This window comes from Allocellulophaga tsushimaensis (assembly GCF_055383085.1).
The window spans coordinates 856,409-869,131 of the sequence record NZ_AP039451.1 but is presented as its reverse complement, the minus strand read 5'-3'; the positions used below and the strand labels follow the sequence as shown (position 1 = coordinate 869,131).

Genomic DNA, 12,723 nt, shown 5'->3' with positions numbered 1-12,723 from the left:
GATGTTTAAAAAAACCATTCTAATAATCAGTTTTTTGCTCTCTTTTTGTGTATTTGCACAAGAGGAAGAAGAATTAGATTTAAAAGTTGGTTTAGTATTAAGTGGCGGTGGTGCTAAAGGTTTTGCGCATATAGGTGCCTTAAAAGTTATAGAAGAGGCTGGTATTAAGATAGATTATATAGGAGGTTCAAGTATGGGCGCAATTGTAGGAGCATTGTATGCTTCTGGTTATTCTGCAAAACAACTCGATTCTATTTTTAGAAGTACAGATTTTAATGCCCTTATTCAGAATAATTTACCACGCGATGTAAAGACATTTTATGAAAAAGAAGATTCAGAACGATATACCTTAACATTGCCTTTTAATAAGTTTAAAGTTTCTTTTCCTTCGGCAATATCAAGTGGACAAAATATTTATAATGAATTGGTTCGTTTGCTGTATCATGTAAAACATATAGATGATTTTAATAAACTGTCTATTCCTTTTTTCTGCATAGCAACAAATGTAGAAACAGGAGAAGAGGTTGTACTTAAAAGTGGGTATTTACCTGAAGCAATTATGGCAAGTGGTACATTCCCGTCACTTTTTGAACCATCAGAAATTAATAATGAAATTTTAGTAGATGGTGGTGTTGTAAATAATTATCCTATTGATAAAGTAAAGGAAATGGGTGCCGATGTAATTATTGGTATTGATGTACAGGCTGAATTAGCAAACAGAGAATCATTAAACTCAGCCACAGATATATTTCAGCAAATTAATAATTATAGAACGGTTAATGATATGATTAAAAAATCTATTAAAACCGATATCTACCTTAAGCCAGATATTAAAAAATATTCGGTTGTAGATTTTGGTTTAGTAGATGAAATTATAGAAAAAGGTGAAATAGAAGCAAGAGCACAATTTTCAGCGTTAAAACAACTTGCATCATTACAAAACAGGACAGAAAAACCAATAATTCCTATTTCGCTAAATGATACCATACAAATAGATCATCTTATACTAAGCGGTAATCAGAATTATACGAGAGGTTATGTGAAAGGTAAATTACGTTATAATTTAGATAAACCAATTACATTTGAAAAATTACAGCAAGGCCTTAATAACTTATCCGCTACAGGGAATTTTAATACAATTCGATATAGATTGCTTCCCATGGGTAATAGTACAAACCTTGTTTTAAAACTTAAAGAAAATAAGGATAAAACCTTTTTAAGATTGGGTTTGCATTATGATAATTTATTGAAAAGCGCAGCAATTATAAATTTAACTCAGAAAAATTTATTGTCAAAAGATGATATTGTTTCTTTTGATTTTATTTTAGGAGATAATTTAAGGTATAATTTTCAGTATTATATTGATAAAGGAAGTTATTGGAGTTTTGGAATTAATTCAAGATTTATTGGTTTCGAAAGAGAAGTAGATTATAGTGTATTAGCTTCTAATTTTGATGCGCCCGAAGATCCTAATATAAACAGGATAAACTTAAGTTTTTCAGATTTTACCAATCAGTTATACCTCCAAACGGTTATTAATGAAGAGTTTGCTTTTACTATTGGAGCAGAACACAAGTTTATTAACTATAACACAAAAACACTTAATGGAATTAATAGTGTTGCAGATGAGATTAACGATGCCTTGATTTTTGATAAAAGTAATTTTTTTAGTGCTTATGGAAGACTCACATACGACACATACAATGATAAATATTTTCCTTCTAAAGGCCTGTTTTTTGATGGGGATTTTCATTTTTATGTAGCATCTTCCGACTTTACAAATACCTTTAAAGAATTTTCTATAGCACAAGGAAAAATCGGTGTAGCCTTTCCGTTTGCTAAAAACCTTTCGTTAAATATAGAAACAGAAGCAGGGTTTAAGTTAGGTACCTCAGCTGTAACTTCTTTTGATTTTATTTTAGGAGGTTATGGAACGACTCAAATAAATAATTTCATCCCTTTTTTAGGGTATGACTTTATCAGTTTACCGGGGAATAGTTATATAAAAACAAATGCGCAAATTGATTATAAAATAGCTCCAAAGCATCATCTTTTATTTGCAGCAAATTTTGCAAATGTAGATGATGATTTGTTTAGAACAGGAGAATGGTTTACAGAACCTTCATTTTTTGGGTATAGCATTGGGTACGGTTGGGAATCCTTTATGGGTCCCGTACAAATCAGATATACCAGAGCACCAGATATAAATAATAATAATGTATTTTTTAGTTTAGGATACTGGTTTTAATGACTTTAATGTTAGTTATAAACATTTATTCCGATATTTGTATTATGTTACAATTTAGAGTTGATATAACAGCCCATCTTAGGGCAATGTGGTAAAATAGTTACTTTTTCACCTCAGATAAGGTACTTTAATTTTACAATTATAAAGTACATACACAAATAATATCATATAGTTTTCAAGAATTGGTATTAATCATCTATTTAAAAAGAAAAAAATGACAACAGATAATACATCACTTAAATTAACAAAAGAAAATTTAGAAGCAGAAGATTTTCTTCCACTTTTAGGAACAGATTATATAGAATTTTACGTTGGTAATGCGAAACAAGCGGCACATTATTATATGTCTGCTTGGGGTTTTCAACCCATAGCGTATGCAGGCTTAGAAACAGGATTAAAAGATAAAGTTTCTTATGTGTTACAGCAAGGTAAAATAAGAATAGTACTTACTTCTCCTTTAAAACCGGGAGGAGAAATTAATAAACATATTGAGTCTCATGGAGATGGTGTAAAAGTAGTAGCGCTATGGGTAGATGATGCTACAAAAAGCTATAAAGAAACCGTACAGCGAGGTGCAAAAGGTTATTTAGAGCCTAAAACAATAACAGATGCGGATGGAGAAGTAGTGTTATCAGGAATTCATACCTATGGAGAAACGATCCATATTTTTGTAGAACGTTCTAATTACAAAGGTATTTTTATGCCTGGTTATAAAGCATGGAAACCATTGTATCAACCCGCTCCTGTTGGATTAAAATATGTAGATCATATTGTAGGTAATGTAGGTTGGAATGAGATGAATAAATGGTGTGAGTTTTATGCTAAAGTTATGGGCTTTGCACAATTAGTTTCTTTTGATGATAAGGATATTTCTACAGAATACACAGCACTTATGAGTAAAGTAATGAGTAATGGTAATGGTAGAATAAAATTTCCGATTAATGAACCTGCTGATGGCAGGAAAAAATCTCAAATAGAAGAATATATAGATTTTTATAATGGAGCAGGCGTTCAACATATGGCTTTAGCAACAGATAACATTATAGAAACAGTAACTGCATTACGGAATAGAGGAATAGAATTTTTAACTGTACCAAGTAGTTACTATGAAGATGTGTTGGATAGAGTTGGTAAAATAGATGAAGACCTACAACCTTTAAGTGAACTAGGTATTTTAATAGATAGAGATGATGAAGGGTATTTGTTACAAATATTTACCAAACCTATTTTAGATAGGCCCACATTGTTTATAGAAATTATTCAAAGAAAAGGCGCAAAATCATTTGGAAAAGGAAATTTTAAAGCATTATTCGAAGCCATAGAAAGGGAACAGGATGCAAGAGGGACACTCTAATAGTTCTTTACTATTTTTAATAAGCAGACCAGAAACATAAAATTGTGTTAATACCATAGTTAAAGAACGTTAAAAGCAATTTTAAACCAATTCTTATATTGTAATTTTATACTATTAAGGGGTGGTTCCCTTTTAAACTTTAACTAATGTTTTTTCATAAATTAAAGTTTGGTTGGTTATTTAGGGAAAGCCCTGACTTAATAGTCAGGGCTTTTTTTGTAAAAGTTGACGCTATTAATACATAATACATCAATGAAATAGATCAAAAAGTGATTTTATTTTTTGTTATTTATAGCTCCTAAGTACTACTAATTACATGTTTAAATAGTATTGTAACATAATTTCAATAAGAGCGTCTATTAAGTATGCAATACTTTGGAATAAAATTTGTTTAAGTAATTATAAAGTAATGTTTTTACAAACGTTTCTTGCTAATTTTACCTAGATTATCTAGATGATTTTTAAAATGATAATAGCTATGAAAAAATATATACTACTTGTTGCGGTTCTTTCTGTGTTTACTGTTAATGCGCAAAACAAAAAAGAAGCTTTTAAGGCAGGAGAATGGTTAAAATTTAGAATTCACTATGGCTGGTTAAATGCAAGCGTTGCTACATTACATTTAACAAATGATATGGTTAATGGTGTGCCAGTTTACCATGTAAAAGGAGAAGGGAGAACAACTGGTTTAGCGAAAACTTTTTTTAAAGTAGAAGATGTCTATGAAAGTTATTTTGATAAAAAAGATGGTAAGCCATATAAGTTTGTTAGAAATATAAATGAGGGTGGCTATATAAAGGATATGGAGATTAATTTTGACTACAAAAAGAAAGAAGCTATTATAAATGATAAAAAGAATAAGAAAAAAGTTAATTTTACCATCAAGGACGATATTCAAGATTTAGTCTCAGCATTTTACTTTATTAGAAATAATTTTCAATTAGAAGATTTAGTTGAAAATGAATTTATTAAATTGAATATGTTGTATGATGATGATGGTATATTTCAATTTAAATTAAAATATTTAGGTAAAGAAACTATAAAAAGTAAATACGGGAAAGTAGAGTGTTTAAAATTTAGACCTTATGTGCAGTCTGGTCGTGTTTTTAAGGAAAAAGAAAGCCTGTCGCTATGGGTGTCTAATGATTTAAATAAGATCCCTGTACGTATAAAAGCAGATTTGGCAATAGGATCTATAAAGGCAGATTTAGATGGGTATAACGGACTTAAAAACCAATTCAAAATAATAATGGATTAAATATACACATGGAAAGTAAGGAAGCTATTGAATCTCAAATTGCTAAACTAAAAGATAAATACAAAGATTCTGGTCAAGACTTAAGTTCTTATTTAGACGGACTTTTATATCAGCGATACTTAACCTATTGGGATTATATACATTTAGATACCTTACTAAGTTTACAAGTTCCCAAAACACACTTCCCAGATGAAGAAATCTTCATCATGTATCATCAAATTACAGAATTGTATTTTAAGCTTATTCTACATGAGCAAAAGCAATTGGTAGACGATAAAACTCATGATCTTTCTATTTTTATAGAAAAATTAACCCGAATTAATAATTACTATAAAGTATTAATTTCTTCTTTTAGTATTATGATTAATGGGATGCAAAGAAAACAGTTTTTGCAATATAGAATGGCATTATTACCAGCAAGCGGTTTCCAATCTGTACAATATAGAATGATTGAAATTTATGCTACCCCATTAGAAAATTTAGTACACCATACAGAAAGGGCAGAATTCTCAGCAGAATTGCATGCGATAGAAGAATTATATGAGAAAATTTATTGGAAAAAAGGAGCAACAGATAAAACTACAGGAGATAAAACCTTAACCTTAAAACAATTTGAATACCGATATACGCCCAGATTGGTTAGAATTGCAAATCAATTAAAAGGAAATACAATCTACCATAAGTATTTAAATTTACCTAAAAAAGAAAGAGCTAATGAAGCGTTGGTGCAAGCAATGAAAACATTAGATGTTAACGCTAACGTAAACTGGCCACTAATGCATATGGGTTCTGCGTATCGTTATTTGTCTAAAGATAAAAAAACCATTGATGCTACAGGAGGTAGTAATTGGAAGGAATATTTACCGCCAAGTTTTCAAAAAGTCATCTTTTTCCCTAAAATATATTCAAATGAGGAGCTAAATAATTGGGGAAAACAATGGGTAGATCATATCTTTAACCCAGAAAAAAGTATATAGTTCTAATGTATAAATATTGGCTTACACTTATTGTAGTTTTTTTACTAATTTCTTGTGGCGAAAAAAAAGTTAAAGATGAAATTATTGTAGAAAAAGAAGTTGTTATAGAACCTGAAATAAAAACTATTTATGGTTTTAATCAAGAAAATTTTCTGATCCAGAAAGATACCGTAAAAGGTGGAGATAGTTTTGGAGAAATACTTTTGAGCCATAAAGTTGACTACGAGAAAATCTATAAAGTATCAACAGATTATAAAGATACTTTTGATGTGAGGCGTATTGTAGTGGGTAAGCCATATGTTTTATTAAAGTCTAAAGACACTACAGAGACAGCTCAAGTATTTATTTATGAGAACGACCGTATTAACTACACCGTAATAGATCTTAGAGATTCTGTTACAGCATACAAAAAACAAAAAAGTGTAAAATATGTTACACGCCAAGCATCTGGCATCATAGAAAGTAATTTGTCTACCACCATAGACGAAATGGGCGTTGATTATGGTATTACTAATGATTTATCTGAAATATATGCTTGGACTATAGATTTCTTTAGACTTCAAAAAGGTGATAAATTTAAAGTGGTTTATAAAGAAAAATTTATAAATGATACTATTTATGCTGGTTATGAACCTATTGAATATGCCTATTTTGAGCATAACGGAGAGCCTTTTTATGCATTTCCTTTTATTGCAGATTCTACATTGAATATTGTAGATTATTTTGATCAGAATGCTAAAAACCTCAGAAAAGCATTTCTAAAAGCACCAGTTAAGTTTAGTAGAATTTCATCTCGTTATAATTTAAAGCGAAGAATAAAGTATTACGGATATAAAGTACGCCCTCATAAAGGAACAGATTATGCCGCAGCAATAGGAACACCTATCTTAGCAACCGCTAACGGTACCGTAACAGAGTCTACCAGAAGAGGAGGTAATGGTAAATATGTAAAAATAAAACACAACGGAACCTACAGCACACAATACCTGCACATGAAGGCACAAAATGTTAGAAAAGGAGATTTTGTAAAACAAGGAGATGTTATTGGATGGATAGGGATGACTGGTAATACAGGTGGACCGCATGTATGTTATCGTTTTTGGAAAAACGGAAGACAAGTTGATCCACTAAAACAAAAACTACCCGATTCAGAGCCTATTTCAGATTCTTTAAAAATTAAATTTTTTGAACATATAGTCCCTTTAAAAGCTAAATTAGATAGTATTCCTTTCCCTGAAATTAAAGAGGAAGCCGTTGAAATAACAAAACAAGAAACATCTATAATAGAAAATTAAATGCCCTTAAAAAATATAAACCCAACCACTACTAATGCTTGGAAAAAATTAACTGAGCACTACAATAAGGAAAAACACACAACTATTAAAACCCAATTTGCTTTAGATGCTAATAGAGCAGATGCACTAAGTATTCGTTGGAAAGATTTTTTTGTAGATTATTCTAAAAATAGAATTTCAGAAGAAACAATGCAGCTATTGTTAGCATTAGCCGAAGAAGTGGATCTAAAAGATGCAATTCAGAAATATTACGGTGGTGAAGCTATTAACCAAACCGAAAATAGGGCTGTTTTGCATACAGCACTCCGTGCAAAAAGTACCGATACTATTTTAGTAGATGGTATAAATGTAGTAGATGAGGTTTATGAAGTAAAATCTAAGATAAAAACCTTTACAGAAGCTATTATTTCTGGAACTAAAAAAGGATATACCGGAAAAGCATTTACAGATGTTGTAAATATAGGCATAGGCGGTTCGGATTTAGGACCAGCAATGGTGGTAGAATCTTTAAAGTTTTATGAGAACCATTTAAAAATGCATTTTGTAAGTAATGTAGATGGAGATCATGTTTATGAAACCTTAAAAGCCCTAAATCCAGAAACTACATTATTTGTAGTAGTATCTAAAACCTTTACAACTCAAGAAACCTTAAGCAATGCAACAACGATAAAAAAATGGTTCCTTTCTAAAGAAAACACCTCACAAGCAGATATTGCTAAACATTTTGCGGCAGTGTCTACCAATACAGAAAAAATAGCTGAATTTGGAATAGCAGCAGAAAATGTTTTCCCCATGTGGGACTGGGTTGGAGGTAGATTTTCTTTATGGAGTGCTGTTGGTTTATCTATAGCATTAGCAGTTGGGTATAAGCATTTTGATGCACTATTATCTGGAGCAAATGAAATGGATGAGCATTTTAAAACTGCTGATTTTAAAGAAAATATACCTGTTGTTTTAGCACTTATAAGTGTGTGGTATAATAATTTTTATGAGGCGGAAACTGAAGCAATTATTCCATATACACAGTATTTGAGTCGCTTTTCGGCCTATTTGCAACAAGGCATTATGGAGAGTAATGGTAAAAGTATAGATAGAAACGGAGACACAATAGATTACCAAACAGGAACTATTATTTGGGGAGAACCAGGAACCAATTCGCAACATGCTTTTTTTCAGCTAATACATCAAGGTACAAAGGTAATCCCAACCGATTTTATTGGCTATAAAAAATCGCTACATGGAGATACAGATCATCACAATAAATTGATGGCTAATTTTTTTGCACAAACAGAAGCTTTAATGAATGGTAAAACCTTAGGTGAAGTACGAGCAGAATTAGAAGCTAAAGGCATTTCTGAAGCTGAAATAAACACTTTAGAACCTTTTAAAGTTTTTAAAGGAAACAACCCTACCAATACCATACTAATAGATAAGCTTACCCCAAAAAGTTTAGGAGCTCTTATAGCGATGTACGAGCATAAAATATTTGTACAAGGTATTATCTGGAATATTTTCAGTTATGACCAATGGGGAGTAGAACTAGGAAAACAATTAGCAACAGCAATTTTGAATGATATTCAAAATTCAGAAATTGCTAAACATGATGCTTCTACATTAAACCTTTTGGATTTTTTTAAGAAATAATCCAGTGTATTGATATTTCTTGATAAAGTTTGATAACTTATTGTCTTTCAATTTTTAAGAAGTCATTTTTTTGTTAATTTTAACACGACTAATTTAACGTTTTGTTAATATTTAAGTGCTATAATTAAAGCACTTTTGCAACAAAATAAAACTAAAACAAACTTAAAAAATGAAAAACATTTATTTCGCTTTTGCTTTATTTCTATATTCAGCATTAGCCTTTTCACAAGGAGTTACAACTTCAGGCTTAGGTGGTCAAGTAACAGATAATTTAGGGGAACCCCTACCTGGAGCTAATGTAGTTGCTATACATACTCCGTCTGGTTCTAAGTATGGGGCTATTACAGATTTTGATGGTTTTTATCGTATTTCAGGTATGCGAATTGGAGGGCCTTATATTATTACAATTTCTTATGTAGGATTTGAAGATTTTGTAAAAGAAGGAGTAGTTTTAAATTTAGGAGCTACAGAAAGAATCAGTACAAAACTGGGCGAGTCAGCAACAGCATTAGATGAAGTTGTTGTTACGGCACAGGGTAGTCAGATATTTGATTCTAGTAAAACAGGTTCTGGTACTAATATCGATAGCAGAAAAGTAGCTTCATTACCAACGGTGTCTAGATCTATAGCTGATTTTGCGAGACTAACTCCCGAAGCTCAGATAAGAGATGATAATGAAATTTCTATCTCAGGGCAAAACAATCGTTACAATGCCATTTATATTGATGGAGCAATTAATAATGATGTTTTTGGATTATCTGGTGCAGGAACTAACGGAGGGCAAACAGGTGTAAATCCTATTTCAATTGATGCAATAGAATCATTTCAAGTTAATGTAGCACCTTATGATGTTAAGATTGGTGGTTTCTCTGGTGGTGCTATTAATGCTATTACAAGATCAGGAACTAATGAAATTGAAGGATCTGCCTATTTTTTATACAGAAATCAGGATTTAGCAGGGAAAACACCAGGTTTAGATGATGGTGCAGAAGGAACAAAATTACCTGAGTTTACTGCTCAAACCTATGGTGTTAGAGTAGGTGGTCCTTTAGTAAAAGATAAAGTATTCTTTTTTCTTAATTATGAAAGACAAGACGATGAAACACCACAACCTTTTGAAGGTACCTATGATGGTGATTCTGGTTTAGCAGGATTGGATACTTTTAGTAACTTTCTTCAATCAGAATACGGTTATAATGCAGGTACATTTGATAGTAATACAAGAACGCTTCAAAGTGATAAATTAATCTTTAAGATCGATTGGAATATTAATGACAATCACAAGTTATCCTTTAGAAATAACTATGTAAAGGCTAATTTCTTTGGCATAGGAAGATCAACTAGTACAAATATTACATTCGATAATTCTGGTCAAAATTTCGAATCTATAACTAATACAGCTTCATTAGAATTAAACTCAACTTTTGGAAATAATTTGGCTAACAATTTAATTTTAGGATATACAAGAGTAAGAGATGATAGAAACATTAATGGTGATCCTTTTCCAAGGATAGAAATTAATGATGGCGATGCAAGAATATTTGCTGGTTCAGAACCATTTTCAACAGCAAATTTATTGAACCAAGATATTCTAACACTTACCAATAATTTCCAAATTTATTCAGGAAAACACTCTATAACTATAGGAACACATAATGAGTATAGTGATATTACAAATATTTTCTTTGGAAGAAATTTTGGAGAATATACTTATAACACATTGCAAGATTTTTTTGATGATGATCCTAATGAATACAGAAGTAGTTATTCTGTACTAGGTGGTGTTGGAGATAATTCAGTTGGAACTGCAGAATTTGAATTATTCCAACTTGGCTTTTATGTACAGGATGAAGTTCAAGTAGCTGATAATTTTAGATTTTCTGTAGGAGCACGTTTTGATTTTCCTATTTGGGATGATGGTCGTACAAATACTGATTTTAATACCAGAACAGTTGGCTTGTTAGAAGCTGCAGGAAAAGATTTGGAAGGCGGACTTGTAGGACAAGGCCCTAGAACAAAAGCACATTTTTCTCCAAGAGTAGGTTTTAATTGGGATGTAAAAAACAATAAAAAAACACAGATTAGAGGTGGTTTAGGAATATTTACGTCTAGAATACCATTAGTATGGCCTGGAGGAGCATACAATAATACTGGTAATAACGTAGCAAATACAAGAATTTTTAGACCTAGAGATCCTGCAGACCCAAATAATGTTCCATCTTTTAATCCAGATGTAAACACACAATTTAGAGAAGATAGAATATTTCAAGGAAATATAGATTTATTATCAGACGATTTAAAACTTCCTCAAACATTTAAAGCTAGTATAGCATTAGATCAGAGGCTTCCTAAAGGCTTTGTGGTTTCAGCAGAAGTTATTAGTAATGCTACTGTAAACGGACTTAAATTAGAAGATTTAAATTTAGTAGGGCCACAGTTTGCTACAACTGGGGCAGGATCCAGAGCTAACTTTGGAGGAAGAAGAGTAGATAATACCTATGGAGGAATTTATTTAATTTCAAATACAGAACAAGGAAAATCTTGGAATGCTTCCTTATCGCTTTCTAAAAATTTCTATAGCTCTTTTGTTGATGTTCGTGCACAAGCAACATATTCTTATGGAGATTCTGATGTTTTATTTGAGGGAACCTCTTCTCAAAACATCTCTAATTTTGCATTTAATGAAAGTGTTAATGGTTCCAATAACTTAACGCTTTCTACATCAGATTTTTCACAAGGAGATCGTTACTTAGCTAATGTAGTTGCAGATTTTAAATGGTCTAAAAATGTTAAAACGACTTTAGGTTTATTTTATGAAGGAGCAGATGGTACTCCATTTAGTTATGTAGTTGGTGGTAGGGATAATTTAATAGATGATACTGGAGAGTCTTTTGTTGCATTACCATTTATTCCTAGTAATTTCGCAGAATCTAATTTAGTAGATGATGTGGCTAGAGATGGCACAATAACAGCTACAGCAGCTGAACAATGGGCCGCTTTAGATGCATTTATTGCCGGAGATGATTACTTAAGTACTAGAAGAGGTCAGTTTGCTGAGAGAAATGCTTCAAGAGCAAAAATGAGTCATGTGGTAGATTTAAAAGTTGCTCAAGATTTTTCATTTATGGTTGGCGAAAAGAAGCATACGATTCAGATTTCTGCAGATATTTTTAACTTCACCAACTTAATTAATAGAGATTGGGGTAGAAGATTTTTTACTAGTGCCTTTGACACAGCTTCTTTAGTAAATTTTGAAGGATTTGCAGCGGATGGAACTACACCAGAATTTACTTTTAATAATAGAATAGATGGTGCATTGAATAATATAGATGATCAAGGTTTCCAATCTTCTAGATGGCAAGCACAATTAGGAGTAAGATATAGTTTCTAAAAACTTAAATTTTTTTATGCAAAAACCCTGTCAGTAGGCAGGGTTTTTTTATGCCCAAAATTTTAATTACTTTTAAGGAACTAAAAATCTTTATGATGTACGATATACTTCTTAACCTACATTCCTATTTAGCATATATTGTTTTAGCTATTTTAATATTAGCCGTTATAAATGCTATTAGAGGTTTGTTTGGAAATAAAATGTTCACCTTAGAAAAGGACTTTAGACTAAGTCTATTTGCGCTGATATTATCTCATTTACAACTTTTAGCAGGTTTAGTATTGTACTTTGTTTCTCCCAAAGGTTTTAAAACCATACAAGAATTAGGAATGGGAGGGATGAGTTCCTTACAACGTTTATTAGCAGTAGAACATCCATTTGTAAATATTTTAGCTGTAATTTTTATCACTATTGGCTGGTCTAAGCATAAAAAAATAATGGAAGCCAAAAGAAAATTTAAAACCATCTCTATTTTCTATGGCTTAGGTTTACTATTGTTTTTAAGTAGAATTCCTTGGAGTCAGTGGTTTTAAAAATATTTCGTTTTTTCTAAATA

General features: G+C 31.3%; 8 protein-coding genes. All 8 read left to right on the top strand.

From position 1 onward, the window contains the following. Nucleotide 1: 1 nt before the first annotated feature. The 8 genes from ACZ451_RS03855 (at nt 2) to ACZ451_RS03820 (ending at nt 12,700) form a co-directional block, all read left to right on the top strand. Nucleotides 2-2,248: a patatin-like phospholipase family protein gene (locus ACZ451_RS03855; protein ID WP_464215779.1), complete on the top strand. Its 2,247-nt coding sequence runs from the start codon at nt 2-4 to the stop codon at nt 2,246-2,248. A 214-nt stretch (nt 2,249-2,462) separates the two neighbouring features. Next, complete coding sequence (hppD, locus tag ACZ451_RS03850) at nt 2,463-3,602, top strand: 4-hydroxyphenylpyruvate dioxygenase (RefSeq protein ID WP_464215778.1); 1,140 nt, start codon at nt 2,463-2,465, stop codon at nt 3,600-3,602. A gap of 478 nt (nt 3,603-4,080) precedes the next feature. After that, nucleotides 4,081-4,860, top strand: coding sequence for a DUF3108 domain-containing protein (locus ACZ451_RS03845; protein WP_464215777.1), 780 nt, complete (start codon nt 4,081-4,083; stop codon nt 4,858-4,860). A gap of 8 nt (nt 4,861-4,868) precedes the next feature. Beyond that, on the top strand, nt 4,869-5,837 hold the full coding sequence (locus tag ACZ451_RS03840; RefSeq protein ID WP_464215776.1) for a tryptophan 2,3-dioxygenase family protein: 969 nt from the start codon (nt 4,869-4,871) through the stop codon (nt 5,835-5,837). Nucleotides 5,838-5,842: 5 nt separating this feature from the next. Next, nucleotides 5,843-7,132, top strand: a complete 1,290-nt coding sequence (locus ACZ451_RS03835; RefSeq protein WP_464215775.1) for a peptidoglycan DD-metalloendopeptidase family protein — start codon at nt 5,843-5,845, stop codon at nt 7,130-7,132. After that, nucleotides 7,133-8,776, top strand: coding sequence for a glucose-6-phosphate isomerase (gene pgi, locus ACZ451_RS03830; protein ID WP_464215774.1), 1,644 nt, complete (start codon nt 7,133-7,135; stop codon nt 8,774-8,776). It abuts the gene before it with no gap. Between the two features lie 169 nt (nt 8,777-8,945). Beyond that, nucleotides 8,946-12,167 carry a TonB-dependent receptor gene (locus tag ACZ451_RS03825; protein ID WP_464215773.1) on the top strand — a complete coding sequence of 1,074 codons (3,222 nt, stop codon included), beginning with the start codon at nt 8,946-8,948 and terminating at the stop codon, nt 12,165-12,167. A gap of 95 nt (nt 12,168-12,262) precedes the next feature. Continuing rightward, nucleotides 12,263-12,700 carry a hypothetical protein gene (locus tag ACZ451_RS03820; RefSeq protein WP_464215772.1) on the top strand — a complete coding sequence of 146 codons (438 nt, stop codon included), beginning with the start codon at nt 12,263-12,265 and terminating at the stop codon, nt 12,698-12,700. The last annotated feature ends 23 nt before the right edge of the window (nt 12,701-12,723 follow it).

Excerpts from the sequence above, each read along its gene's own strand:
- ACZ451_RS03855 (WP_464215779.1), top strand. The coding sequence starts at position 2 with ATGTTTAAAAAAACCATTCTAATAATCAGTTTTTTGCTCTCTTTTTGT.
- hppD (WP_464215778.1), top strand. The coding sequence starts at position 2,463 with ATGACAACAGATAATACATCACTTAAATTAACAAAAGAAAATTTAGAA.
- ACZ451_RS03845 (WP_464215777.1), top strand. The coding sequence starts at position 4,081 with ATGAAAAAATATATACTACTTGTTGCGGTTCTTTCTGTGTTTACTGTT.
- ACZ451_RS03840 (WP_464215776.1), top strand. The coding sequence starts at position 4,869 with ATGGAAAGTAAGGAAGCTATTGAATCTCAAATTGCTAAACTAAAAGAT.
- ACZ451_RS03835 (WP_464215775.1), top strand. The coding sequence starts at position 5,843 with ATGTATAAATATTGGCTTACACTTATTGTAGTTTTTTTACTAATTTCT.
- pgi (WP_464215774.1), top strand. The coding sequence starts at position 7,133 with ATGCCCTTAAAAAATATAAACCCAACCACTACTAATGCTTGGAAAAAA.
- ACZ451_RS03825 (WP_464215773.1), top strand. The coding sequence starts at position 8,946 with ATGAAAAACATTTATTTCGCTTTTGCTTTATTTCTATATTCAGCATTA.
- ACZ451_RS03820 (WP_464215772.1), top strand. The coding sequence starts at position 12,263 with ATGTACGATATACTTCTTAACCTACATTCCTATTTAGCATATATTGTT.